Genomic DNA, 25,628 nt, shown 5'->3' with positions numbered 1-25,628 from the left:
CTGCCTGAGACCGGGTGGGCGGCAAGTTGGAACAACCCTCTTGGAGTCCCATTTAGGGGCTCTGGATGCTTGCCGTTTCATGAAGGCCCAATTCAGCCAAGACCATATCCCCCCAGTACCGGTCCAGCCCCCTCACTTCCAATTGCAGGTGGCGGGGCAGGTTGGGCGCGTCTTGGCACCGGCGGAGGCGAAACAGGCGGAGCCAGACAGCGGCCGACGGCAAGAGCCGGAAGGCGGAGCAAGGGCCGGGAACGCGGCTGGCAGCCCCGCCGCTGAGCTGTCCCCTCAAGCCCTCAAGGCGAAGTCGCAACTCGAAGGGGCGCAAACGACGTTGCACCAACTCGGCGACTTGTTGGACGGGTTAATCGAAGGTGTTGCCGCATCGGGGTTTGGACCCCAAAGCACCCGTCAAAACCAAAGGCTCCTCAAAGGGGCCGTCAGTATCGGCCGGGAAATCCTCGCCCAGGCCGAAGCCGATGGCAACCCCCTGTTCCGCGTAAGCACGGCCGACCTTTACAGCCACTCACGCCCGGTTGCCGTCCGGCAGGCGGCGGCGGCCTATGGGGCGGCGGCTTCGTTTGCAAAGGAAGCGGCGGGCGACCCACCGGTCATCCGCCAGACCCAACAGGTTGTCCAACAGCATATCACTGGACCAGATGGAATCCTTTCTGCCCTCCAAGACCAAGCGGACAATGGCCCCTTTTCAACCGACCGTGTGAAACGAAACCTGAGGGAAGCCAAAGAGACGGTCGACGGAATCCGGTCGGTGGTCGCCCGGTTCCAAGCGCAAGACAGTCAAAAATTCCGTCCGGTCGACCGGGCCGTTTAAGTGACGAGCTTTTTCCATTCGTCGAGCTTGAGCAGCGCCTCGAGCGGCGAGAGCCTGTCCACATCCAACCCCTTGAGGGCTTCGACCACCGCGTGGGGTTCGGCCTCGAATAGGGTGAGTTGCATCCGGTTGAGGGAGGCCGGGACTTCGAGTTCTTGCCCGCGACCCTCCAATGAATTCAGGACTTCTTCCGCACGGCGGAGGACGGGTTGAGGCACCCCGGCCATTTTGGCGACGTGGAGCCCGTAACTCCGGTCTGTGCCGCCCGGGAGCACCTTGTGGGCCCAGATGATTGTGTCGCCCCTCTCTTCAACGGCTACCCGGAAGTTGGCGACCCCCGGGGTTTGCCCGGCGATCTGGTTGATCTGGTGGTAATGGGTGGCAAAAAGTGTTTTGGCCCGGATGCTGGCCAGGTGTTCGACCATGGCCCAGGCAATGGCCAAACCGTCATAGGTGCTGGTGCCCCGGCCGACTTCATCGAGGACGACGAGGCTCCTTTCTCGGGCATTGTTGAGGATGTTGGCGCTCTCCACCATTTCGACCATGAATGTGCTTTGACCAAGGGCAATTTCATCTTTCGCCCCAATGCGGGTGAACACACGGTCGCAAATGCCCATCCGGCATTTATCGGCGGGGACGAAGCAACCGATTTGGGCCATGCAGACGATGAGTGCCGCTTGCCGGAGGTAGGTTGATTTCCCGCTCATGTTCGGTCCGGTGAGGACAATCAGGCGGGTGGGGTCGCCCAAATCCAGGTCGTTGGGGATAAAGGTTCCGACACCGGCATCGACAACGGGATGGCGGCCATTTTCCACGGTCAGGACGTCTTCGTCTACGATTTCTGGCTTGACGTAATGGCGGGCCAAGGCGACTTCGGCAAAGGTGGCGAGAACATCGAGTTCGGCGATGGTCCGAGCGGTTTGGAGGAGGGCGGGGCCGTTGCGGGCAACAAGGTCGCGCAGCCGGCAAAAGATGTCGTATTCCAGTTCGTCGGCTTTTTCTTCCGCCCCCAAAACGGCCGATTCGTGTTCTTTGAGCTCGGCAGTGATGTACCGCTCGGCATTGGCCAAAGTTTGCTTGCGGATGTAATGCCCGGGAACTTTGTCCGCATGTTGCCGCCCAACCTCCAGGTAATAGCCGAAGACGGAGTTGTAGCCCACTTTGAGTTTTTCCAGGCCGGTTGCCGCCCGTTCCTTGGCTTCCAATTGGGCGATGTACCCTTTGCCGTCCCGGGAGAGGCGCCGGAGTTCGTCGAGTTCCGGGTCGAACCCGGGTTTGACGACGCCTCCTTCGCGGGCGGTGGCGGGGGCGTTGTCGGCGACGGCTCGGCGGAGTTGGTCGGCAAGGGGCTCGTGATCCCCAAATCCGTCCTTGAGCGTTTTGAGGTGGCCGAGGGCGATTTTACCGACGGCGTTTTCGATGTCGGGCAGGGCTTCCAGCGAGTCGCGGAGCCCGAGCAGGTCGCGGGGCGTGGCCAGCCCGCCCGCGCAGCGCGACACCGACCGCTCGATATCGCAAAGCCGTTTGAGCGCCTTGCGCAGGTCGCTGCGCACCAACACGTGTCCGCAAAACCTCTCGACCGCCCCCAAGCGGTTGGTGATCGCTTCCGGATTGAGGAGCGGCTGTTCGATCCATCGCCGCATCAGCCGGGCCCCCATGGTCGTGACGGTTTCGTCCAAAACGCTGAGCAGGGTGTTGCGCCGACCGCCATCGGCAAGGTTCTGGGTGAGTTCCAGGCTCCGCCGGGTACCGGGGTCAAGTTGCATGAACCCGTCCGTCGAATAATAGGAAATCGCCGACACATGCCCAAGCCCGATCCCGTTGGTCCGGGCGTAATCCAACACCATGGCCGCGGCGACCGATGCTCCAGGCCGCCCTTCCAACCCGAACCCTGCGAGCCCGCTGACTTCGAAATGCCCGCAGAGGATGCGGTCGGCCTTCCGGGCATCCAGGCTGTCCCTTACTGTCGAAGGGATGCCGAGCCCGTTCGCAACCGTTTCTTCGACCCCGGAGGCCGTCTTTTCGGCGTAGAGCAGTTCTGCCGGCATGAGCCGGGCCAGCTCTTGGAGGATTTTTTCAGCGACGTGGCCGCCAACGACTTCGGTGGCCATGAATTCGCCGGTTGAAGGGTCGAGGGTCGCAATGCCGGCCTTTCCATCGATGACGCAAAGGGCGGCCAAAAAATTATTCGCGCCCGGCGCGAGCATCGAATCTTCCATGAGCGTCCCTGCCGTCAGGATGCGGGTGACCTCGCGCTTGACAAGCCCCTGGGCCTTTTTGGGGTCTTCGACTTGGTCGCACAAAGCGACCCGATGGCCCATCCTCACCAATTGGGCCAGGTATTTCTCAACCGAGTGGAACGGCACGCCGGCCATGGCGATCCTCCCGTTCTTGCCGTCTTCTCGGCCGGTGAGCGTAATTTCAAGGGAATTCGCCGCCGTTTCGGCGTCTTCCCCATAGAATTCATAAAAATCGCCGACCCTCATCGCCATCAACACCCCCGGATGGGCTTCCTTGGCTCGGAAGTACTGTTGGAGCATCGGGGTCTGGGGGGTGAACGCCAAGTCTCTAGTATGCCGGATGGCTGGCCGCCGGCTCGGCGCGCCGACCAGCTAAAATAGGAGTGCGGCGATGAAGAACCTTTTGATCCGATGGGCGGCTTTGGTGGCCTCGATTGTCGGGGCGAGCTATTTGACGAACATGGTGATCCCCAAGGGGATTGAGATCTCGCCGACGTTCAACGGGGTCATGACCCTGTTTGTGGGCGCGGCCCTGCTCGCGGTGGTGAACGCAACGCTTGGCAAGATCTTGAAATTCATTTCCATGCCGATTAGCTGCATGACCTTGGGATTGTTCGCCTTGGTCATCAATGCGGCTCTGTTTTGGGCCGTCGGCAGCCTGGGCATGGGATACAAAGTGAACGGGTTCTTGGCCGCGTTGGTTGGTTCTTTGCTTGTTTCGGCGATCGGGGCCGTGCTCCACATGTTTGTTCCCGATGAGAAAAAAGAGGACTAACCGGCACCTGCAATCCTTTTTGCCCCGGGCCGACCTCTACCGGTATGTCGCCCTGGCGGGCGGGGGCTTTTTCGTTCTGCTGCTCGGGATCCACATGAGCTTCCAGTTTGTCCTCCGGACGGCATTTGCCGGGGTCGGCGAAGCCTGGGATTCGTTTGCCGCATCGTTTTCCAGCACATCGGATGGGCGGCAGCTGACCCACTTGGTGGGCGGGTTGATGATGGCAGTCGGAGGCTACGCCGTCTACCGGGGCGTGCGCGGCTTTTTCAAGCGTTTGGCCATGGGCGGCCCCACCCCGGCGGCGGGTGGCAAGGCCCTGGTGGGGAGTTACATCAAGCGTCAGCAGTTGGCCCGCGGACCCCGCATCGTCGCGCTGGGGGGCGGCACGGGGATGTCCACGCTTCTCCGGGGCCTCAAGCAATATAGTTTGAATATCACGGCCATCGTCACGGTGACCGACGACGGCGGGAGTTCTGGCCGGCTGACCCAAGAAATGGGGATCATTCCGCCGGGCGACCTCCGCAACTGTCTTGTCGCGCTCGCCGATGCCGAAAAGCGGATGACCGACCTCTTCCAATTCCGATTTTCGCAAGGTGCGGGCGCGTTGAGCGGCCACAGCGTCGGCAACCTGATGTTGGCCGGCTTTGTGGAACAGGCAGGCGGCGATTATGACGAGGCGCTGATCCTGGCGAGCGAGGTTTTGGCGATCCGGGGCCGGGTCATTCCTTCCACAACCGACCGAGTGACGCTGCGGGCCCTTATGGAAGGCGGATCCACCTTGCAAGGGGAGACGACCATTGTCGAATCGGATCTCAAGATCCAGCGCATCTACCTTGATCCCCCTCACGTCCGACCGCACCCTGCCGCGATCGAAGCCATTCGAGAAGCTGATTTGATCTGCATTGGTCCGGGGAGTGTTTACACGAGCATCGTCCCGAATCTGTTAGTGCCTGGCATCGCCGAAGCCGTGCTGGAATCCGATGCCTTGAAAGTGTATATCTGCAACGTGATGACGCAACCTGGTGAAAGCGACAAGTTCTCGGCGGCCGAGCACGTCGTTGCCCTGCAGGCAAACGTCCCCAACCGGGTTTTTGACTACGTGTTGGTGAACACGGCCACCCCCCACCAAGACTTGCTGGCCAAATACCGGGCCTCAGACCAAGATTTGGTCGTGGCCGATACAGACCGGATTAAACAAATGGGCTATAAGCCGATTCCGGGCAACTTCATGTCGGAATCCGACTATGTTCGCCACGACCCGTTGCGGATCGCGGCCCGGCTCATGGATTTGCTGAGGAGGCCATGAAAGGGATTGCTGTGATCCTGAGCGGCCCCAGCGGGGTCGGCAAAGACACCGTCATCGACCGCTGGTGTGAATTGGACCAAACGGTTGAACGCGTGGTGGCTTGCACAACCCGCAAACCGAGGCTCGGTGAGGTGGACGGGGTCGCCTACCATTTTATGGATCCGGCTCGGTTTGAAGAGATGGCATCACAGGGATTCTTTTTGGAGTATAAAAACGTCCACGGAAACTATTACGGAACCCCTAGGATTCAGCTAGAAGACATGGTGAGGGCCGGGAAGAAGGCGATTCTAAAAATCGACGTCCAAGGTGCATTGCAGATCATGCAAGCCCAACCCAGCATCCTCTCGGTGTTCTTGCTGCCTCCCAGCCGCGCGGAATTGGCCCTTCGGCTCCGCAACCGTGGGACTGAGAGTGACGAAATGTTGGAGCACAGGCTCAAAAATGCCGAATGGGAGATGGATCAGGCCGTGCATTACCGATATCGGATCATCAACCATTCGGTTGATGCCTGCGTGGCCGAGATCATGCGGATTGTGGAGGAAGAATGCCGGATGTCGTCTTAGGAGTTTGCGGTTCGGTGGCCGCCTACCGCGCATGCGATTTGGCTCGCGACCTGATGCGCGCCGGGTGCACGGTTCGGGTCTGCCTCACCGATGCCGCCCAGAACTTTGTCACGGCGGCCCAGTTCGAGGCCCTAACCGGCCAACCGTGCCTGGCCGATACATTCGAAGAGCCGGAAAGGGGCCGCATGGCCCACATCGATTGGGCCCGCAAAGCCGACCTGGTTTTGATCGCGCCCGCCACCGCCAACACCCTCAACAAGGTCGCCAACGGGATTGGCGACGACATGCTGACCACTTTGCTGCTGGCTTCCACCTGTCCGATTGTGGCCGCACCGGCCATGAACCCGGCCATGTACCAGCATCCTGAGACGCAATCCAGCCTCGCCAAGCTCACCTCCCGAGGCGTTCTGTTCATCGAGCCGCAAGAAGGCGACGTCGCCTGTGGAGAGAACGGGCAAGGGAAACTGGCCGCCAACCGCGAAATTGTCGAATTCGTGGGCACTGTTTTGTGCCGGAGCAAACTCCTTGCTGGCAAAACCTTGCTCTTGACGAGCGGACCGACTCAGGAACCGGTCGATTCGGTTCGATACCTCACCAATCGGTCGAGTGGGAAAATGGGGGTAGCCATGGCCCGCGCCGCAAAGCTGATGGGGGCGGAGGTCACCATGGTCGCCGGGCCAAGCCAGGCAATCGCCCCCCGAGATGTCACCGTCGTGCCCGTGCAGACAGCCAAAGAAATGCTGGAGGCATGCCGCCGTCACGTGGCATCGGCCGACTGGGTCATCGGCTTAGCGGCGGTTGCCGATTATAGGGTGGCGGGGGCGGCTCAGACGAAAATCCGGCGGACAGAAGACGACTTGGTGCTCACATTGACGCCAAACCCGGACATCATCGCCACCTTGGCATCGGAAAACTTGGACAAGACAGTCATTGCCTTTGCCGCCGAACCGGGGATCGACCCAGAATACATTGCCGACAAACTCAAGCGGAAAGGGGTCGCTGCCATGGCCGTCAACGACATCTCCAACCCTGAAATCGGGTTTGGGTCGGACGAAAACGAACTCACCCTCTACTTTGCCGGCGGCGCGGTCGCAAAATCGGGGAGGCGTTCGAAACTGGCCTGCGCCCTTTGGATGTTGGAACAGCTCGCGGAAAAGCTTTAATTCCTGGTCAGGACAAGCTCCGCACCCGCTTCCCCACTGCCAAACAAGCCCTTGACGTGGGCCTTCAGCGACTTCCATCGGCCTGACTGGGCATCGATTTTCCACTCGCCTTTGCCGATTTCAGTGTGCGAGCGATCATCGGACCCAATCGTGAAGGCGACGGTGGCCACGCCGTCGGCAACCGACGTCAGTTTGTAGCTGATGCGGGCCCCTTCGAACCCTCCTTCGGGTTTGTAAGCATATTGCCAGCCCCCGCCAATGGGGACGGGTGATTCGGGAGAGATGAACGTCCGCAAGACGGCGAAAAGCCAAATATCGCCTTCGGGTCCATTGGGCTTCCGCAAGAACTCCTTCACGGCGCCACGTTCGTTGAATTCCACCATCGTCTTGGTGGTTCGGGTGTCTTTGATCTCTTCCCCGCCCATGCGGACAAGCGATCCTTTGCCCACGGTCTCCGCCTCATATCCATCGGCGTCGACTTTCATGACGGTTTGAACCAAAACAGATTCGATTTCCAGCGGATTGGCTTTGTCCAAGCTTTTGAAAACCATCGAAAAGGATGTGGCGTCACCCGCCTTTGGTTCCCATTTGAGGGAGTAATCCTCTGTCGGGGCCAATCTCAAAGCGGCGAAGAAAGCAAGGCTGAACACCGTCATACTCATGGGGTTAGACGGTCAAGGACACAAGTCCGGTACTACCCGAGAGGTCGAATGATGAGGATCCAGGCTTTGATGTGCTGTTTGGCGGCCGGGGTGTTGGCCCTAGGCCAAGTCCCAACTGATTTGCTGCTGCAATATCCCGTGCCCAACTTGTTCGTTTCCGGTGGCAAAGCGGTTTATGTGCTGCCGCCTCGCCAGGTGTTTTTTGGATCGGTGAGCCCGGTGGAAGTCCGGGACGACTCGCAGTACCTGGCCTTTATCGGCGACCAGGATGGCAACCAATCGATCCCCGACCCGTCGCCCTATCGCGGATACACCTTCAATGTTGGCCCCCAAAAGGCCCTTTACCTTTTGAACCTTGCCTCCGGCGAGACGGTGAGGTTGGCAGGCTTACCCGACTCGGACAACTTCGTCATTTCTGATCTCCACTGGTTGACGGGGTCGAAAGAGTTATATCTCTCCGGATACAAAAATGAGGACGCCTTTGCGATCCTCTATGAGCCGGAAAGCAAGAGGCTGGTCGATATCCGGATGGCCGATGCGCCGGCAAAAAACATTTTGCCGCTCCTGGTTGCGGGGCAAGATGCCGTTGTGTTTTTTGAGCCGATCGGCGGCAAAGGGGGAACAACCCGACTTTCAATCTATTCGATTGCCGGGCGAACGTGGAAGACGGTGCAGCTCGATGCCAACGGTGCAAGCTTTTACAGCGATGGCCAGCACATTTATTCCGTGGCATACGACCGGGAAATTGACGACATCCGGGCGATTCAAGAATTCGACGTCGCTTCCGGCCGTTTGGGTCCGGTTGTCCACCCCATGCATGAGGTTCAAAAATATCCGCCCTACAACGTTTGGGTGGACAAAGGCAACGTGATAATCGGCGAAGGGTGGGATGGCCAGCAGTTTTCAAAGACCGAAGGGCGGCCAGCCAACATCCCTGTCCGGATCCCGGCCGAGGCGTTTTGGGCTGGCTGCACCAACGATGGCCGGTTCGCCTACTCCGTGGATCGCAGCGGTTTGAACCTCATCCCGCTCAAGGCGCTGACCGATGCCGAATTCGAAGCCCTGTTCCGGGACAACGTCCGGAACCAAGCCATGAGGCGAGCCAAACAGGTTGCGACCGCCATGATGATCTACGGGTCTGATTACGATGATCTGTTGCCGCCGGTGGACGATTGGCAAAGCCGAATCGACCCTTATATGAAAAATCGGGAGTTGGCCAACGGATTCGTTTACCTGCTCAATGGCGACGATTTGAGCAAGATCTCCGATCCATCCAACACCACGCTCGGGGTGGTAGACACCCCCTTTGGGAGCGCGACGGTTCGCGCCGATGGCTCTGTTGTTTGGAAGGATCGCCCGAAGACGGCAACCCTCCGGTCTATTGGCCAGGATTAGAACGCCAGGCCACAATATTCGGCCAAACCCTTGAGTTCTCGGGCCAGGCTTGTGAACTGGTCGCCATCCAGGGCTTGAGAGCCGTCGCTGAGTGCCTCCTCGGGGTCTGGATGCATTTCGACCATCACCCCATCTGCGCCGGAAACAAGGGCGGCTTTTGCCATGGGGCCAACCAGGCTGGCAACCCCTGTCCCATGGCTGGGGTCGACCACGACGGGCAAGTGAGTCAGGCTTTTGAGGACCGGGACGGCATTAAGGTCCAAGGTGTTGCGCACATATGTCTTGTCCAGAGCAAGCACACCCCTCTCGCACAAGACGACCTGCTGGTTGCCTTGGTTGAGAATGTATTCGCTTGCCAGGAGGAATTCGTCAATCGTTGCCGAGGGGCCACGCTTCAGGAAAACCGGCTTCCCGCTTTTGCCAGCTTCGATGAGTAGCGGGAAATTCTGCATGCTCCTTGCGCCAATCTGCAACATATCGCAATGTTCGGCAACAACTTCGACCTTCTCGGCCGACATAACTTCGGTGATCGTCGCCAATCCGGTCTCGCCGGAAACCTGCTTCATGATTTGGAGGCCTTCTTCTTGCAATCCTTGGAAAGAATAGGGAGATGTACGTGGCTTGAAGGCCCCTCCCCGGAGCATTTTTGCGCCGGCGGCCTTGACGATATCGGCGGCTTTGCGGAATTGCTCGTAGCTCTCAACACTGCAAGGCCCTCCGATCAAGGTGAACGCCCCTGGGCCAAATCGGGCCCCGCCTGCCGAAACCGCCGTCCGTTCTGGCTGGAACTCCAGGCCAGCGAGTTTGAATGGGCTGGAGGTTTGTGTGACCTTACTGACGAACTCCAACCGGCCAAGGACCGCTTCCAGGTCGATCCGCTGGTCGTGGCTCAGGCTGGCCGGGATGCCAACCGCCCGCCGGGGTTCGCCGGGCAGAACCAGCGGCTCGATCCCCCGGTTCCGGATGATGGAGCAAACCTGGTCGATCTGGGCATCGCTTGCCCCCACCTTCATCAAGATCAGCATGGCAATGGTCAGGATACCGATTCAACCCGTGTGGCCCAGGCGGCTGGCAATTGTGCGGAGCAGTCCGGCGACCATCGGTTTGCTCAAACATTCGTTGCGGCTTTCGCAATGGGGAGACAGGGTGCAAAGTGGGCACCCATCGCGGCATCCGCACAAGCTCAAGAGCTGCGCCGCCTGCATGACGAGACCGACTCTCTGTCGGAACAGTTGTTCGGAAAAGCCCAACCCACCCGGCGCAAGATCATACAGATAAACCGTTGGGGACAAAGTGTCGGGAGCGGCGACAAACCAGCTTGAGCCGATGTCCCGCCGGTCGCAACCGGCGATTAGGGGGGCTACAGCCGCCAAAACGTGCTCCAAGGCATGGATCCCAGGAGCCGCGGCTTCTGGGCTCGGCCCGATGCCAAAATCTGCGCCGAGTTCGAACGAAATCCGCATGGCGACCGTGTCCATCGTTCGACTAGCCGGGTCAAGCGGCACCTCGGCCAAAATTTCACTTCCTCGGGAACTGATCATCCGGTAGCCGGTGACGAGGGTCGTGGCGCTCACCGCTTGCAGGGAGAGTTTGAGCCCGTTGCGGGATTCGGCCTCGAGTTCCGCGCGAGGTTCAATCAGGCTTTGGACAATGGGCTGGGTGTGGTAATCGCCGTCGAACTGGTCGCACTGGATGGCTTTGCCGTCTCCGCTCCGGCCCGTGACGATGTAGGATTCGCCCCGGTGCAGGTGCACCGCCCCGGTGTGGGCAAACTGCATCGCCCGCCACTCTTCCATGTCCCCGAGGGAAACCCCGGCGGCAAATAGCGGTACCGAATCCAAATCCGCGCTGCGGATGGAGAACTCGCGCGAGGGCGGGGTGAACGCCGGGTAGAAGAGCATGCCCGCCGATTCTGCCAGTTCCCCGCTATCGATGAGGTCTTGGGCCGCCGGCCGGGCTCCATAAGAGTCGATTTCTGACCAAGTCAGGGGGCGCTCGGCGGCGGCGCACTTGAGTTGCCGGGCCGCGATAAGGGGGTTCCCGACACTGGCGACGCAGGGTTCAGGTTCGCCAACGAGGAGGTTGATCCGCCGAGCCAGGTACTGCTCCATGGGATCCGCATGGGCAAGCATCAACGCCATGCCGGATCTCCCCGCCCGCCCGGCCCGTCCGGACTGTTGCCAAAAACTCGACCGGCTGCCCGGGTACCCGTTCATCACAACAAGATCCAATCCCCCGATGTCGACTCCGAGTTCCATCGCATTGGTTGCCGCCACACCGCGCAGGGAACCGCCGAACAACCGGCGCTCGATCTCCCTGCGTTCGTCCGGCGTGTACCCGCCTCGGTAGGCATCAATCCACGCCGGGTCGCCGCCGACATTGCCGAGTTCTTGCCTGGCCGCCCGCAACAACAGCTCGACTCCGTTCCGGCTCCGGCAAAAGACCATGGTCTTGACGCCGTTGGTCACGGCCTCGGCGAGGATTCCCGCGCACTCGACGGTTGGGCTTTTGATCTCGGCGGCCTCATCGCCCGGGGCTTCCACGACGACGATTTGCCTTTCGCCTTGCGGGGCCCCATCTCCGGCAACAAGGTGCGGTTCTCTCCCGGTGAGGGTCGAAAAGTGTTCTGTCGGGTTGGCAACCGTCGCGGAACAGGCGATGAGTTGCGGGCGGTTGCCGTGCCAGGCACAGAGTCTGAGCAACCTCCGCAATATCCAGCCCATATGACCGCCAAAAGCTCCGCGGTAAACATGGGCTTCGTCGATGACGACCAACCGGAGGTTCTTGAGGAACCGAAGCCAGTTTTCATGCCCGGGGAGCATGGCCAAATGGACCATGTCCGGGTTGCTCAACACAATGTTGGCCTGCCGGCGGATTGCCGACCGGTGCGCCCGTTCGGTGTCGCCATCATAGGTGGCGGCAAGCACATGGTCGCCGGGGATGAGCTTTTGAAGTTTGCCCAGTTGGTCTTGGGCCAAGGCTTTTGTCGGGAATAAGAAAAGGCACCGGGCGGCAGGTTCTTCCAGGCATGCCTTTAGGGCTGGGAGGGTGTAGCACAGCGACTTTCCGCTCCCCGTTCCCGTGACCACCATCAAATCGCGCCCTTGGGCGGCAAGCCGGGCGGATTCGGCTTGGTGAGAATAGAGGCTTGTGATGCCCTGCGCCGCCAACCAATCCTGGATGACGAAAGGCACGCAATCGGGGATCTTCTCGCAACGGCCATCTTGGGCTGGGATGATCGCAGCATGAACCGGCCTGCCGCCAAGAAGTTCCCCGATGCGCCGGGGTTCCACCATCAGTCCAACGCGTTGAGCACGTCGTTGGCCCCATCTTGAGACCGCATGGTCAGCCGGGCGGCGGCGATGCTGCCAAAGGTCAAAACGACCAGCGGGATCCCCATGAGGAGCATCGAAAAAATGTCGCCGCCGGGGGTGATGATGGCGGCAGCCGTCATCACGCCGACGGCAGCCTGGCGCCAATACCGGGTGATCGCTTCCGGACTGATGATGCCCAGCCGTGTGAGGAAGAAGACGATTAGCGGCAGTTGGAATCCGATGCCGAAAGCGAGGACCATTTTCACGCTGAACATAACGATATCCACCGGGTTTTGGTAGATAACCGGGTCTTTGAAATCGGTGGCCATTGAGGCGAACCAGCCAAAGGCCATTGGCAGGATCACATATCCGAGGACCGAACCCATGATGAACAACCCGACGGAAAATGGGACAACCGTTTGCAGGGGTTTTCGTTCATGGGGTCGCAACCCGGGCTTGACAAACCCCCAGAGCTGCATCACGGAAAGCGGGATTGTGAGGATGGCGCCGATGACGAATGCCATTTTGAGGTGGAACATGAATGGATCGCTCAACCCGCTCCAGACGACTTTGTAGGGGAAATCTTTGGGGAGCGAGTCCTTGACCATCGCGTTGATGTTGTCGAACACCGGCGGGGTGAGGAACCACCCGGCGGTCATGCCGATGCAGACGATCACCAAAATGCGGATAAGCCGAACCCGCAACTCTTCGAGGTGCTCACCTAACGTGAGGCGAAGCTCTTCGGGTTGTTCCGGAGAGCTTCGTCCATCTTGTTGGTCGAGCCGTTGCGCCATGCCCTGTATTATTGGCGATTGCGCTGGGGCTCCGGGGCCTTATTGTTCCAGGACGGTTGACCAGCGCGACGTTTGCCGCAGGATCATCTTGACCGGGGGTCCGCCGGCGCTGCCGCTGCCGCGACCGCCGAACCCTTGTCCGCCAGATGGGCCGTCGGGCCCAAATCCGGCGCCGTCGCCACGGCCGTTGTCTCCGCCATTTTCTTGGCCGGCCTGCAACATGAAGTTGAGCGGACCTTGGGACATGGCTTCAAAGTAGTTGTTGGTGAGGAAGATGCCGGGGCCGATGCGCTTGTCTCCGCCCGGAGGTGCGATCCCGCCCGGGTTGCCGCCGCCACCACCGGATTCACCGGCGCCGAGGGGTCCGCGCCGGCCTCCGCCAGCCGCGCCAGGGGCTCCGGCACCGCCGCCGCCTGCCCCGACTTCCACCAGGACTTCCGAGGTGAACCGGGTTTCTTCACGGATCATGATGCCGCGGTCGAGGGCGAACCATTGCACCGATTCAATTTTGAGCGACTGGGCGCTGCCTTGCACGCCTTCGATATTCTTGATGTTTTTGAGGTCGTTGGCGCCGAGCGAAAGTTCAGACCGGATTTTTGCGCAGGGATACCCTTGCTCCCACTCGACGGCTTCGAGGGTGGCCCGGCCGGTCAAGTTTTCGACCATATGTTCGACTTTGTCGCGGTTTTCAAGGTCGATATTGCCGAACGGGATGGCGGCTTCCCAGCTGTCGCCGACTTCCTTGCGGCCAGCCGGAAGGACTGGCGGCGGGAACAGCGCGAACAAGTCGGTGCGGGCGTCGGTGGAATCGCCGTCCCACGGGAAGTAGATGGGGAGCGAGGTGAAGACTTCGCGGCCGGTGTTGGTGATCCGCATAAAGATGGGGTGCATCTCATAGTCCATGAACTTCGTGGGGGTCGGGTTACCGACAGTCACGAGGTAGGCGTAATCTTTGCCCTTTTCCGGAAGGGCTTGCAGGCGGATCAGACCTTCGTTGCCATAGTTGTTCTGGTGGGCGACCAGGTAGCGCACAGATCGTTGGCCAAGCACGATTTCTGCGGCGCGCGAACCGAGTTGCGCCTGCGCTTGGCTGACAACAGAGACGGACGATTCATCCGTGCGGCGGTAGGAATACTCCTTGCCCGGATAGAACTTGTAGCGCATCAAAAAGCCGTTGGGGTTCTGGCCCTGGATCCCGGCGGAGTTGTCGAGAACCACCGTGACGCTAGACCGGTTGCGAACCTGGGGCGCCCCTTGGGTGTAAAAGTAGAGAACTGCTTCGATAGTGAGTTTGCCGTCGGGCAGTTTGTGGGCCTTGGTGTCCAGGCTGTAAACGTAATCGTTGCCTTCAAGGTCGGGCACCACGGCCTCAAGGAATTTGCCATTGACGAGGATGCCGATGTACTCCCCTTCTTGGATGCTGTTCTTGGGGATGCGGACTTTGACGACTTCGCGGACTTTGGAGCCGTCGGCGGGGCGCCGGATCGTAAACGTCCCTTGGGCAAACGCGCTCCCCACGGCAAGGGTCGCCAAAGCCACTGTGATCAAACGGTTCATGTCTTTCAATTCTCCGGTGCTAGTGCAACACCTGCGCACGCACGGCTCAACTGGATATTCTGACGCCAAGGGAGTCGCCGCACGTTACAGGCCCCGTGAGGAAAAACCCGGGTCGCACGGGGAAAATTCTACCCGGGCCGCCACGTTTTTGAGCCACAATTATACGCGACCCATGTCTGCTATTTCGCCTGACCTCGCCTCGCTCAACCCCCGCCAGCTTGAAGCGGTGCGGCACGCGGGCGGCCCCTTGATGATTGTGGCCGGTGCCGGATCGGGCAAAACACGGGTGATCACAACGCGGATCGCCCAATTGATCGCCGACGGCTGCCCCCCTTACCGGATTTTGGCCGTGACCTTCACCAACAAGGCGGCTAAGGAGATGCGTGAGCGGATCGAGGCTTTGGTCGGCCCGCCCGCAAAAGATATCTGGATGGGCACTTTCCACGCCCTGTGCGCCCGCATGCTGCGGATGGATGGCGAATCCGTGGGGCTGGATCGGAACTTTGTGGTGTATGACGATTCCGAGCAACTGAGCCTGGTCAAAGACTTGATCAAAGCCAAAGGGTACGACGATAAAGCCGTCCAAGCGCGGGGGGTATTGAGCGAGATCAGCCGCGCCAAGGAAAAATTGCTGACTCCCGGCAAGTACGGGGAACGGGCCTCCTCTTTCTTTGAGCGCACAGTTGCCGGGATCTACAAGGACTACCAGAAGCGCCTTGCGGCCGCCAACGCATTGGATTTCGACGACCTCCTGTTCCGGGCCGTGCAGATGTTGGAAGAATGCGCGCCCGTTCGCGAAAAGTACCAGGAGCGGTTCCTTCATGTTTTGGTGGACGAATACCAAGACGTGAACTTCACCCAGTATCGGTTGGCCGATTTGCTGGCGGGTAAGCACCGGAACCTGACCGTGGTCGGCGACGACGACCAATCGATCTACGGGTGGCGCGGAGCCGATGTCGGATTGATGATGCGGTTCACCTTGGATCACCCGGACGCCACGTTGGTGACCCTCGACCAAAATTACCGCTCGACTCAGAACATTTTGGGGGGCGCGCACTCCGTCGTGCGACACAACCGCAGCCGCAACGACAAAAAACTCTGGACGGCCAACGATTCTGGCGAACTGATCCAAATCGGCGAAACCGGCACCGAACACGACGAAGCGAGATTGGTTGTTGAGAAAATCCAGCGCGAGATCCGAACAGGCCGCCGGACATACGGCGAGTTTGCCGTGCTCTACCGCACCAATGCCCAATCCCGGGTCGTGGAAGAAGCGTTCTTGATGAACCAGATCCCCCACATCCTTGTTGGGGGCCAACGGTTTTATGACCGCAAGGAGGTCAAAGACATGATCGCCTACCTGCGCGTGGCTTGGAATCCGGCGGATGAGGTCGCGGTGCGCCGCACGGTCAACACTCCAACCCGGGGCATCGGTCCCACGGCCATCCAGAAGGCCGCAGGGTTTGCGACTGGGCAGGGGATCTCACTCTACGCCGCGTTAGGCGATCCCCGATTTGAGCAAGAGCTCCAGAAAAAGGCGCTCCACGGCATCCGTGCGTACCGCAAATGCATTGAGGATGCCCGCGAGATGATGGTGGCCGGGGCCGTCACGCCCGTGCTGAAACACGTGATGCAAGCCAGCGGATATTTGGACGAACTGAGGGCCGAACGGACCGAAGAAGCCCAAAGCCGGCTTGACAACCTTCAAGAATTGGTCAACGTGACCGCCCAGTTCGACAGCGATCCGAGCCAGGATCACAGCTTGGGGCAGTTCCTAGAGACGGTCGCGCTGGTTAGCGACATCGACACGATGAAGGACAGCGGCGAAGGGGTGAAGCTCATGACCCTGCATTCCTCCAAGGGGCTGGAATTTCCTGTCGTCTTCTTGATGGGGTTAGAAGAAGGTGTTTTCCCCCACTCCCGCGCGCTGGGGGACGATGGGGAGCTCGAGGAAGAGCGGCGGCTTTGTTACGTCGGCATGACCAGGGCGCGTCAGGAGCTGTATTTGACCTATGCCCGCCGCCGATCCCAATATGGCCAGGCCAATTTCAACCCCCGATCTCGCTTCATCGACGACCTGCCCCGGGACATTGTCGACCAGATGCCCGGCACGACGATGGAGAATTCTTTGGCCCGGACAAGCCACGCCCCAAGGCTCGAACCACTCCGGACGGGCGGCTATGCGATTGTGGAAGAGCCCAAGGCGGCTCCCAGTTGGGATCCCCCGTTCGGGGTTGGGCAAAAAGTGACCCACCGCAAGTTCGGCGTGGGCATTGTGGTGGCTTGCGCGCCATTGAAAGGCGATGCCGAAGTCACCGTAGCTTTTCCTGGGGCGACGGGGATCAAAAAAATGGTTCAGTCACTTGCCAAACTGGAGGCGGTATGAAAGCATTTGTCGCTCCCATTTTGGCGCTGCTTTTGCTCGCCGGTTGCAATCGGGGTTCCCAGCTCATGCCTTTAGAATCCGGCAACACCTGGACATACGATTGCACGGCTGGGTTGGTGAACCGGGTGGCCACCGTCCGTGTTTCCCGCCCCGCCCCCGTTGGCCAAACCAGCGGCTGGGCTTTGGTTTCAGAAATGGGCACCACGACCCTGGCTTGGCAGGATGGCCGCTTGATTGCCGGGCAACTCGGCAATTCGGAATTCTTCCCGCCGCTCCCGATTTTCTCCGACCAGAAACCGGGGACGGTCAGCAAATGGGCGGGCCGGGTGCGGACGGCGGGCCATACGGTTCCGGCAACGGCGACACTCAAAGTTTCGTCGAGCGAGGAATCGGTGGACGGCAAGAAGACGGTTTTGCCGACGGGCCAAGTGGAGCTGACAGCGGTCGGGGTGATCCATGAGATCGACACGTGGTTCCGGCTTGGCAAAGGGATCCACTTGCAGGAGCACCGGGTCGGCGGCCAGCTCGTTTCCCGGATGCGCTACGTCAGCGGGCCTTAAAAGGCCATTCCCTGGTAGTCCCGCATCAGGCCGATGACCCGGCCGATGACCCGGGTGTTTTGAGGGTCGTCCACCGGGATGGGCTCGTAGGCGGGGTTGCTGGGCATCAATTTGATTTCCCCATCGCGCATGTGCATCCGTTTGACCGTCGCCTCGTTGTCCACCAAAACGGCGACGAGTTCGCCGTGGGTGGCAGTGGCTTGGGGTTTGATGACCACAAGGTCGCGCGGGTTGATCCCGTCCCCCGTCATGGAATCGCCTTTGACGCGGAGGACGAAGGCATTGGCGATATTCCGAACCATTTCGCTCGGCACGGGGATCATGTCTTCAACATAGTCTTCGGCCAGGATCGGTGCGCCCGCGGCAATGGATCCCAGGAGCGGCAACATGCTCACGTTCACAGAATTCTGGAAAGCCGGGTGGACGACTTTGATGGAGCGGGGGGTGTTGGCCCGTTCGATGTACCCTTTTTTCTCCAATGCGTCGAGGTGGACGGTGACGCCCCGGAGCGAACCGATTTTGAACCGGGCCCCAATTTCGCGGATCGACGGCGGGTAACCATGTTCCGCCTGGTAGTCGGCGACGAATCGCAAGATTTCTTCCTGACGTGCGGTCAATCCTTTTGCCATCGGTTTTCCCTGCAGACCCTGACTTGTGTCTGCCAGACGTCTTGATTATTCACATATTTTGTCTACATGTCAAGGTCTGGGCCGGGCCGTGGGAATGGTGTGGTGCCAAAATGTGTTGCCTTTCAGCAGTCAGGGAGCAATCGACTTGTCCATCGTATCAATCCGCAAAGCCATGGAAACCAAAGGGTGTCAAGCCCTGTTGGTCGTCATCGGAACCCTCATGGTCATTGGCATGGTTGCCGGGAGTTGGATGTCCCACAACCAGACTCCGGGCCAAATGTCAGAAGAAACTGTCCTGTTCACCGTAGCCGGGAGGAAGGTGACGGCCAAGGAATTTTCAGAACGCCTGGCCGAGTATTCCCAGCAGCAACAGATGCAAGGCAGCCAGGGAACGGCGATCGGCGAGCTTTCCACCGCGGTTGCCGCCGCCAGCAGCTACGCCCAGTCGGCCGCTATCGGGGCCTTGGCCCAGCAAAAAGGCGTCCAAGTCACCGAAGAAGGGGTTCGGTCGGTTGCCGAGCGGGTGGCCAAGGATCAGATCCAGCAGTACCGTGAGCAGCTGACGCAGATGGGGATGATCAAGGCCGGCGATGCGCCGGATGCGTTTGACAAACGCTTTACCGAGCTGATGAAGAAAACCCCCGCGGAGTTTGAGAAAGCCCAGGTGGACGGCATCATGCAACGGTATGCCGATGCCAAGACCAAGGCTCAGGTCACGACGGCAGTCCAGCAAGAACTTGTCAAAGACGCCTACACGAAATCGGCTGTGGTGTCCGAGGAAGATCTCAAGAAGGGTTTTGAGGAATTCACGTTGGCCACGATCCGCTTCGACGACTTGAAGAAACCGCTTGCCGATCGCGAAGCCCAAGCCAAGGCCATTCAAGCCAAGGCGGCCGGCGGAGGGGATTTTGCCAGCCTGCAAAAGGAAGCTGCCCCGGCCGCAAAAGCCGAAGAACGACAGGTGAAACTCACCCGTGCGATCATGGAAAACACGCCGGAACTCAAGCCTCTGATGGACTTGAAGCCGGGCGAGGTCAGCGGCGTGGTCATGTCCGGGGGATCCCCAGTGATCTTCAAGCTCGTCTCGGTCAACGCCAACCTCCCCAAGGATTTTGAATCCAAAAAGGCGGAACTGCTTGAAAACGCCCGCCGGCAAAGCGGCGCCGAGGCCTTTGCCAAAGATTACAAAGCCAAGCTTGATGAGTTCAAGCCCAAGTTTGCGGATAAGGGGCTGGAAATCGCCTACGACTTCGGTTCCGGCATGAGCGACCCGGAAAACACTCTTTCGCCCGAGAAGCGCAAAGCGTTCTTGGAAGGGATCAAAGCTCGGCTCAGGGATCCCGAGACTTCCAGCGTCTCCTATCCCAATCTGATTGCCGCCACAGAATTTTTGGTTGTGGAACAGCTTTACCAATCGGCCTCCGAACTCGAAAAGCCCGGCATGCTCGACGAGCGGATTGAAGCCGCCAACCGCATGTTGGAATTTTTTGAAGACAGTTCTTTCCGGCTGGATTTTGCCGACGAACTCTTAAAGGCCAAAAGGAACGACGACGCCTTTGCCATGGCTTTGGCGGCGGCGCAAAACAACGGCGACTACAGCCAAACCGGCGAGATGGTCTACCAAAAGCTTTCGCAAATGACCTTGTCGGCGGCCCAGACAAAAGCTTGGACCGACGACCAGATCAAGCAACTGCGATCTGAGCTCGAACGGTGGCAAACAGAACACCAACGGGATCTCGACGATCAGAAGAAGAACGAAGAGGAGCAGAAAAAGGCCACTACCGACCTCGACAAAGATCTGGTGCCTGAGCAGGCTCCAAAGGCAAACGGCGAGACCCCTGCCCCGAAAGACGGCGCCGGCAAGGCGAAATCCGGGAACTGACCGATGGGGCCCGGCCGCCTCTTTGTCGTGGCCGGGCCGATCGGCAATTTGGCCGACTTGAGCCCAAGGGCCAAGGAAACCCTGTCATCGGTGGATTTGGTCTTGGCCGAAGACACCCGGGTAACCGGCAAACTGCTCGCCCATTTTGGGTTCAAATGCCCGATGGGGACGCTGAACGAACACACGTCCCCGGCAAAAATCGAGGGATTTTGCCGACAAGTGGCAGAAGGGGCCAGCATCGCATTATTGAGCGATGCCGGGACTCCGACGATCAGCGACCCCGGAACCCAATTGGTGGATCTTTGCTTGGAATTGGGCCTGACGGTCACGCCGATCCCCGGCCCGAGTGCGGTGGCCACCGCCCTCAGCGTCAGCGGTTTTTTTGCTCAAAGGTTTGCCTTCTTGGGGTTCCTGCCGCGCAAACCGGGACCCGCAGCAAAAATTTTGGAGCCGTTCGCCGATTCCGCCCTGACCCTGGTTTTGTTCGAGAGCCCCCACCGGTTTGAAAAAACTTTAGCCTTGGCGGGCAGCGTTTTGGGCTCAAGGCGTTATGTTGTGGCCCGCGAACTATCGAAATTGAACGAGCAGGTTTACCGCAACACCTTGCCGGCCCTCCCGGCAGAAAGCGACGTTCCGGCAAAGGGCGAGTTCACTTTGGTCATAGAGGGGTGCAGAAAGCTGGCCAGCGACGGATAATTGAGCTATACTGACCAGGATTTTGGAGATGTCGGTGGATTGCGCAACTTGGAAACGGTGGGGCCGTGCCGCCCTGTGCCTGCTGGCCCTTTTCTCGGGCTCGGCATTTGCGCAGACGGCGGGCGAGACCTATCGGCTTAAACCCGAAGATGTCCTTTCGATCCAGATTTACCGCGTTCCGGAAGTGGCCGCGGTGCTCCCCATCGGCCCCGACGGCAATATTTCTGCCCCGTTCATCGGCACCGTGAAGGCGGCCGGAAAAACGATCAAGGAGCTGGAGGCTGACTTGACGGCCGCTTATGCCGACCGCCTCCAATTGAAAGACCCGATCGTTTCGGTCACCATTCGCGAGTTCCGGCGGATGCGGGCTTCGGTCAACGGATTTGTCGGCCGGCCAGGGGTTTACGATATCCGGCCCAATGACCGGCTCCTCGATTTGCTCAGCGCCGCGGGGGGAACCAGCACCGACGGCCGGGCCGACCTCAGCAAAGCCTATTTGGTGAAAAAGTCGAGCGGCGAACGCATCCCCATCGACCTAAGGGCCCTCCTCAGTGGCGACTCCAGCCAGAACTACCCGATTGAAGATGGCGACCTGCTCCAAGTTCCCGAAGAGACGGATAGCCGGATCATCGTAGCGGGACGGGTTCGCACCGAAGGGCCAGTTGGTTACCGCGACCAGATGAAGCTGTCCGAAGTGATCGCGACCGCCGGCAAAATTGAGCGCCGGTCGCGGCTTTCCAAAGTCCAGGTGTTCCGGCCCATCCCGGGAAGACCGAAGGACTTTTTGGTCATCGAAGCCAACTTGGTGGACTTTGAAGCCGGTAAGGATCCCGCGCAAAACATCACCATGAAGCCGGGTGACCTTGTTTACGTGCCGGATAGTGGCAACGTCGATTTCGACATCATCAACTCGGTTGCCAACCTGTTCTTCATCTTCGACCGGCTAGGGTTCCGGCCGTTCAGGCTCGGCGGCGGCAACTAACCCGCAAGGCAAACTGGAATGATATGGCCCCCAGGCGGTTGCCTGGGGGCCATTTTGGTCACTCGACGGTGTAGGTGGATTCGATTTGCGGGGACAGGCGGAGAGTGGCCAAAACGGTGCAGTATTTTTCATCCGAAAGCTGGATGCTCCGGGCAACGGCCGCTTCGTCAAGTCCATCGCCTTGCACGATGTGCCGAACGCTCATTTTCTTGATCGGGCGTGGCCATTCGCCCGGTGGGTCGCGTTCGATCGAGACTTCGATCCGGTAGCTGGTCAGCTTTTGCTGCTTTTTTCGGAGGATGCTGACCACATCCATCCCTGAGCAAGCAGCCGCTGCCGCGAGCAATGCTTCAACCGGAGAGACTCCGCCATCTTCCCCGCCATGGTCTGGATGGGCATCCATCACAAACGACTCGCCATTGGCACCCGTTGCCTCAAACGCCATCCCGCCTTTCCATTCGACTTTCATCATCGTCAACTATGAAGTCGCGGCTGTGGGCAATGATTCCCAAGGCCCACGCCCGGGTAAACCACAGCCATGTTTCCGGCATTGCTGGCCCTGGCCCAAATCAGAGAGCCCGGGCAACTGGCTTTTTCCGACGAGTTTGACTATGTGGGCCGGCCCGATCCAGCCAAATGGGATTTCGAAGTCGGGTTCGTCCGCAACAAGGAGTTGCAATATTACCGGCCGGAGAACGCCCGGGTCGAAGGCGGGTTCCTGGTCATCGAAGGCCGTCGGGAAGAGTTTTCGAATCCGGGCTATGTCAAAGGCTCTGCCGATTGGAAAACCAACCGCGCTTCTGCGGATTACACCTCGGCCTCGGTGGTGACGAGGGGGAAATTCTCTTGGCGGTATGGCCGCTTGGAGGTGAGGGCGCGGTTCCGACCCGAAAACGGGCTCTGGCCCGCCATCTGGACGAAAGGGGCCGACCGTCCGTGGCCCCAGTGCGGTGAGGTCGATGTCATGGAGTTTTACCAACAGCAGTTGTTGGCCAACACGGCCTATGGATCGGCGGACCACCAGGTTTGGGACACGGTCAAGACCCCGATCTCTCACTTTTTTGGTCGCGACCCCGATTGGGGGCGGCATTTCCACACTTGGGTAATGGATTGGACCGCCGAAACGATCCGGCTTTCGGTCGATGGTGAGTTGCTCAACCAGACGGATGTTTCCAAGGCGGAAAACCCCGACGGGTTCAACCCGTTCCACCAACCGCACTGGCTGTTGCTCAACTTGGCGATCGGCTCCACCGGGGGCGATCCGGCCCATACGGAATTCCCAGCCACGCTCGAAGTGGACTATGTCCGGGTTTATGTGCCCTGAAGCCGCAGCACTCGTTGTCCCATAATCGTTGAGGCACAGGGGAGCGGATGGGTGCTGGTGTGCCTCCCGGTCTTCAAAACCGCGTGTGGCGCTTTTGGGCGCCGGGTGGGTTCGATTCCCACACGTTCCCGCCAAATTGTCGATCGATTCTTCGTCTCTTCCAAAGAGACTCCGATGTCGCTAGCCCCCGAATACCGTGCCGCATGCCTGGATCCAACGGGGCGAGTGGTCACGCTCCACCCCGGAGAGCCGTTCCCCGCAAACGGTTTGACGTGGCTATTAGCAGGGCACCCGCTGCCCGATCCGCCGGATCCGTTGGCCGCATTGGCCGCCCAGTTCCCGCTGACGGCCGGGGACTTTGCCGACGGCTTTTTCCGGATCGGAATCGAGAGCCGCCCCGCCGGAATCGCCCTGTTGTGCACCTTCAGCCGGTGCAGTCCAGAACCCGAATACATCCCTATTGCCGTATACGTGACCCAAAGCAGTCTGCTGACTGTGTGCAAGTCCCCGATCCCGGCGTTCGATGAACTGTTCGACGCGTGGTCGTGCGAACCGCAAGAGCACGGATCCACCTCATCGCGGCTCCTCTATTCCGTCCTCGATCTGTGCGTCGATTCGTTTTTCCCGGTTGTGGACGAACTCCACGACCGAATCGACGATTTGGAAGACAGGATCTTTGCCGAAAACGGCAATCACTCCGGCGAAGCGATCCGGATCAAGAAAATGCTGCTGACGGTCCGGAAAAATGTCTCCCCGCTCCGGGAAAACATCAACTCGCTAATCCGCATCGGCCAGCCTTCTGTGCAGCCCGGAGACCTGCCCGAATACCAGGATCTGTACAACCACAGCCTGCGTCTGGCCGAGAACATCGACCTGGGCCGAGACATGGTCAGCGGTTTGATGGATGTCCAGTTGAGCATCACAGGCAACCGCCTCAACGAGATCATGCGGACCCTGACGATCATCAGCACGATCTTGATGACCTCGGCGCTAATCGCCGGGATCTACGGCATGAACTTCAAATTTATTCCGGAACTCGACTGGAAACTCGGCTACCCCTTTGCGGTCGGCCTAATGGTCCTCTCCGGGTTTGGGATCTACTACTGGTTCCGGAAACTGGGATTTGTGGGCCGGGATTAGGAGTCTTCGCGCCCTTCCCACTCCAAGGGGAACCGCCCGTGGTCGTCTTCCGGTTCGACGTGGACGTAGACCCGGCGGACGAAAGGGAGTTGGTTGGTGACGGCGTTGTGGACTTCGTGCGCGATATCGTGGCCAGCGCGGACGCTGATGTCGCCATCGACAAGGACGTCGAGGTCGACAAAGTAATCCAGGCCATGTTTACGGACCCAGCAATGGTGGGTGCCTTTCACGTTAGGCACGGTGCGCGCGATCCGAGCGACTTCGAGAACCAAGTCTTGCCCCGGGTTCGCGTCCGTGAGTTCCCCGACCGCCGGCCTCATGATTTGCACCGCGTTGACCGCGATGACAACGGCGGCGATCAGCGCCGCCCAGGCATCGGCCGATGCAAAGGCGGGGCCCAAAGTCAGAGACATCAGTATGCCGGCGAACGCGGCCAGCGATGTGAACGCGTCCGACCGGTGGTGCCAGGCGTCGGCCTCCACCGCGATGCTGCCGGTTTCGCGGCCTTGCCGTTGGGCAAAGCGGAACATGCCTTCTTTGACGGCGATGACAACGACCAATGTGACCAGAGTGAATGGCTCCGGCTTTTGGTGCGGTTCGACGATGTGCTGGATTCCAGAGATGACGATGCCTGCCGAAGCGGCCAGCATGAGGAGCCCGATCAGCGCGGCTGCCAAGGGCTCGGCGCGGCCCTTGCCATAAGGGTGGGATTCGGTGGGTGGCCCGCCGGCAACCCTAAGCCCCGCATAGACGACCGCCGATCCCACGACATCACTAGCCGATTCGATGGCGTCGGCGACAAGTGCCTGCGAGTGCCCGGCCACCCCGGCCACACCCTTAACCAGCACCAAAACGCTGTTGACCGCCATCCCCGCCAAAACTGACCGCTTGGCCTGTTGGACGGCGGTCGACCGCTCGGGGTGGGGCATCTCTCAAGGTTATCCCATGTCTTTGTCGCCGTACAGGGTTTGGATGTAATTGACTTGCCCGACGTGATAGACCATGTTCCAGTTGTGGAAGTTGAGCACGGCGGCCACGGTCCAGGGTTCTGGCCCCCAAAACGGCATGGATTCCAAGAGATCGGCATCGGGGGTCGCCCGGATCGCCTCGCACAACTTGGCGGTCGCCTCTCTCAGCCGGGACGTCGCGGTTTGCAGATCCATCGACCTCTTGTCACGGTCGAACTGTTCCATCATCTCGGCGGTGAAATCCGGCATTTTGCGGTTGGCGATGATCCCGGGGAGAGATTCGCCGATGAGCGCACATTCCGCGACTTGGTCGAGGGCGGATCGGCCCTCTTCCATCGGGTTCCAACTCGGTTTGCCGTCTGGCATCCTGGTGGCCTGATGGATGAGGGCTTCAGCAGCGCGGGAGGTTTCGTTGGCGATGAATTCTTGTACCGTCACGTTTTATAGTATAGTTATGTCTACT

At 59.9% G+C, this 25,628-nt stretch carries 23 protein-coding genes and 1 tRNA gene; 14 read left to right on the top strand and 10 right to left on the bottom strand.

Features of this window, described 5'->3' with window-relative positions; all coding sequences use genetic code 11:
- The first annotated feature begins 79 nt into the window (after positions 1-79).
- Positions 80-829: a hypothetical protein gene (locus tag JNM28_10720; GenBank protein ID MBL8068913.1), complete on the top strand. Its 750-nt coding sequence runs from the start codon at positions 80-82 to the stop codon at positions 827-829.
- Here JNM28_10720 and mutS read toward each other — a convergent pair.
- The gene (mutS, locus tag JNM28_10715; protein MBL8068912.1) at positions 826-3,393 is read right to left on the bottom strand and encodes a DNA mismatch repair protein MutS; all 2,568 of its coding nucleotides are present in this window, start codon (positions 3,391-3,393) and stop codon (positions 826-828) included. The two genes, JNM28_10720 and mutS, sit on opposite strands and share 4 nt — an antisense overlap.
- Positions 3,394-3,460: 67 nt before the next feature.
- Between mutS and JNM28_10710 the strand changes: the two genes are divergently transcribed.
- Genes JNM28_10710 through coaBC form a run of 4 tightly spaced genes read left to right on the top strand, consistent with a single transcriptional unit; the run spans position 3,461 to position 6,876 of the window.
- The gene (locus JNM28_10710) at positions 3,461-3,844 is read left to right on the top strand and encodes a phage holin family protein (protein MBL8068911.1); all 384 of its coding nucleotides are present in this window, start codon (positions 3,461-3,463) and stop codon (positions 3,842-3,844) included.
- Positions 3,825-5,150: a YvcK family protein gene (locus tag JNM28_10705; protein ID MBL8068910.1), complete on the top strand. Its 1,326-nt coding sequence runs from the start codon at positions 3,825-3,827 to the stop codon at positions 5,148-5,150. The genes JNM28_10710 and JNM28_10705 overlap by 20 nt, the downstream gene beginning before the upstream one ends.
- Complete coding sequence (gene gmk, locus JNM28_10700) at positions 5,147-5,713, top strand: guanylate kinase (GenBank protein ID MBL8068909.1); 567 nt, start codon at positions 5,147-5,149, stop codon at positions 5,711-5,713. Before JNM28_10705 ends, gmk begins: the two co-directional genes overlap by 4 nt.
- Positions 5,695-6,876 (top strand): bifunctional phosphopantothenoylcysteine decarboxylase/phosphopantothenate--cysteine ligase CoaBC, encoded by a 1,182-nt coding sequence (coaBC, locus tag JNM28_10695; protein ID MBL8068908.1) that lies wholly within the window; start codon positions 5,695-5,697, stop codon positions 6,874-6,876. The genes gmk and coaBC overlap by 19 nt, the downstream gene beginning before the upstream one ends.
- On the opposite strand, the gene JNM28_10690 is transcribed toward coaBC, so the two are convergent.
- Positions 6,873-7,532 carry a hypothetical protein gene (locus tag JNM28_10690; GenBank protein ID MBL8068907.1) on the bottom strand — a complete coding sequence of 220 codons (660 nt, stop codon included), beginning with the start codon at positions 7,530-7,532 and terminating at the stop codon, positions 6,873-6,875. The genes coaBC and JNM28_10690 overlap by 4 nt on opposite strands.
- Before the next feature lie 54 nt (positions 7,533-7,586).
- Between JNM28_10690 and JNM28_10685 the strand changes: the two genes are divergently transcribed.
- Positions 7,587-8,933 (top strand): hypothetical protein, encoded by a 1,347-nt coding sequence (locus tag JNM28_10685; GenBank protein MBL8068906.1) that lies wholly within the window; start codon positions 7,587-7,589, stop codon positions 8,931-8,933.
- On the opposite strand, the gene aroF is transcribed toward JNM28_10685, so the two are convergent.
- The 4 genes from aroF to JNM28_10665 are packed head-to-tail and all read right to left on the bottom strand — an operon-like array spanning position 8,930 to position 14,598.
- Complete coding sequence (gene aroF, locus JNM28_10680; protein ID MBL8068905.1) at positions 8,930-9,958, bottom strand: 3-deoxy-7-phosphoheptulonate synthase; 1,029 nt, start codon at positions 9,956-9,958, stop codon at positions 8,930-8,932. The genes JNM28_10685 and aroF overlap by 4 nt on opposite strands.
- A 21-nt stretch (positions 9,959-9,979) precedes the next feature.
- Positions 9,980-12,229, bottom strand: coding sequence for a DEAD/DEAH box helicase (locus JNM28_10675; GenBank protein ID MBL8068904.1), 2,250 nt, complete (start codon positions 12,227-12,229; stop codon positions 9,980-9,982).
- Complete coding sequence (gene tatC, locus JNM28_10670; GenBank protein MBL8068903.1) at positions 12,229-13,041, bottom strand: twin-arginine translocase subunit TatC; 813 nt, start codon at positions 13,039-13,041, stop codon at positions 12,229-12,231. Before tatC ends, JNM28_10675 begins: the two co-directional genes overlap by 1 nt.
- Before the next feature lie 39 nt (positions 13,042-13,080).
- Complete coding sequence (locus JNM28_10665) at positions 13,081-14,598, bottom strand: hypothetical protein (GenBank protein ID MBL8068902.1); 1,518 nt, start codon at positions 14,596-14,598, stop codon at positions 13,081-13,083.
- A gap of 172 nt (positions 14,599-14,770) precedes the next feature.
- On the opposite strand from JNM28_10665, the gene JNM28_10660 reads away from it, so the two are divergent.
- The gene (locus tag JNM28_10660; protein ID MBL8068901.1) at positions 14,771-16,984 is read left to right on the top strand and encodes a UvrD-helicase domain-containing protein; all 2,214 of its coding nucleotides are present in this window, start codon (positions 14,771-14,773) and stop codon (positions 16,982-16,984) included.
- Positions 16,981-17,544: a hypothetical protein gene (locus JNM28_10655; protein ID MBL8068900.1), complete on the top strand. Its 564-nt coding sequence runs from the start codon at positions 16,981-16,983 to the stop codon at positions 17,542-17,544. The genes JNM28_10660 and JNM28_10655 overlap by 4 nt, the downstream gene beginning before the upstream one ends.
- Here the strand turns inward: JNM28_10655 and lexA are convergent.
- Positions 17,541-18,173: a transcriptional repressor LexA gene (gene lexA, locus JNM28_10650; protein MBL8068899.1), complete on the bottom strand. Its 633-nt coding sequence runs from the start codon at positions 18,171-18,173 to the stop codon at positions 17,541-17,543. The two genes, JNM28_10655 and lexA, sit on opposite strands and share 4 nt — an antisense overlap.
- A 145-nt stretch (positions 18,174-18,318) precedes the next feature.
- On the opposite strand from lexA, the gene JNM28_10645 reads away from it, so the two are divergent.
- From JNM28_10645 to JNM28_10635, 3 genes are read left to right on the top strand one after another with little or no spacing between them, the layout of a single operon-like run.
- A complete protein-coding gene (locus tag JNM28_10645; GenBank protein MBL8068898.1) occupies positions 18,319-20,055 on the top strand; it encodes a peptidyl-prolyl cis-trans isomerase in 1,737 nt (578 codons plus the stop codon).
- A gap of 3 nt (positions 20,056-20,058) precedes the next feature.
- On the top strand, positions 20,059-20,751 hold the full coding sequence (gene rsmI / locus JNM28_10640) for a 16S rRNA (cytidine(1402)-2'-O)-methyltransferase (GenBank protein MBL8068897.1): 693 nt from the start codon (positions 20,059-20,061) through the stop codon (positions 20,749-20,751).
- 28 nt (positions 20,752-20,779) lie between these two features.
- A complete protein-coding gene (locus JNM28_10635) occupies positions 20,780-21,733 on the top strand; it encodes a polysaccharide export protein (protein ID MBL8068896.1) in 954 nt (317 codons plus the stop codon).
- Between the two features lie 58 nt (positions 21,734-21,791).
- Here the strand turns inward: JNM28_10635 and JNM28_10630 are convergent, their stop codons facing one another.
- Positions 21,792-22,205, bottom strand: a complete 414-nt coding sequence (locus JNM28_10630; GenBank protein MBL8068895.1) for an OsmC family protein — start codon at positions 22,203-22,205, stop codon at positions 21,792-21,794.
- Positions 22,206-22,271: 66 nt separating this feature from the next.
- Here JNM28_10630 and JNM28_10625 point away from each other — a divergent pair, with 66 nt between their 5' ends.
- The 3 genes from JNM28_10625 to JNM28_10615 all read left to right on the top strand — a co-directional run bounded on the left by JNM28_10625 (position 22,272) and on the right by JNM28_10615 (position 24,197).
- Positions 22,272-23,057 carry a glycoside hydrolase family 16 protein gene (locus JNM28_10625; protein ID MBL8068894.1) on the top strand — a complete coding sequence of 262 codons (786 nt, stop codon included), beginning with the start codon at positions 22,272-22,274 and terminating at the stop codon, positions 23,055-23,057.
- Between the two features lie 39 nt (positions 23,058-23,096).
- Positions 23,097-23,191 (top strand) — tRNA-Sec (locus JNM28_10620).
- 40 nt (positions 23,192-23,231) lie between these two features.
- Positions 23,232-24,197: a magnesium transporter CorA family protein gene (locus JNM28_10615; GenBank protein MBL8068893.1), complete on the top strand. Its 966-nt coding sequence runs from the start codon at positions 23,232-23,234 to the stop codon at positions 24,195-24,197.
- Here the strand turns inward: JNM28_10615 and JNM28_10610 are convergent.
- On the bottom strand, positions 24,194-25,126 hold the full coding sequence (locus JNM28_10610) for a cation transporter (protein MBL8068892.1): 933 nt from the start codon (positions 25,124-25,126) through the stop codon (positions 24,194-24,196). The two genes, JNM28_10615 and JNM28_10610, sit on opposite strands and share 4 nt — an antisense overlap.
- Positions 25,127-25,135: 9 nt before the next feature.
- Positions 25,136-25,603, bottom strand: coding sequence for a DinB family protein (locus JNM28_10605; GenBank protein ID MBL8068891.1), 468 nt, complete (start codon positions 25,601-25,603; stop codon positions 25,136-25,138).
- Between the last annotated feature and the right edge of the window lie 25 nt (positions 25,604-25,628).

It is taken from the genome of Armatimonadota bacterium, assembly GCA_016789105.1.
GTDB lineage: Bacteria > Armatimonadota > Fimbriimonadia > Fimbriimonadales > Fimbriimonadaceae > UphvI-Ar2.
The sequence above is the reverse complement of the archived record's forward strand: the minus strand, read 5'-3'. Positions and strand labels throughout refer to the sequence as shown.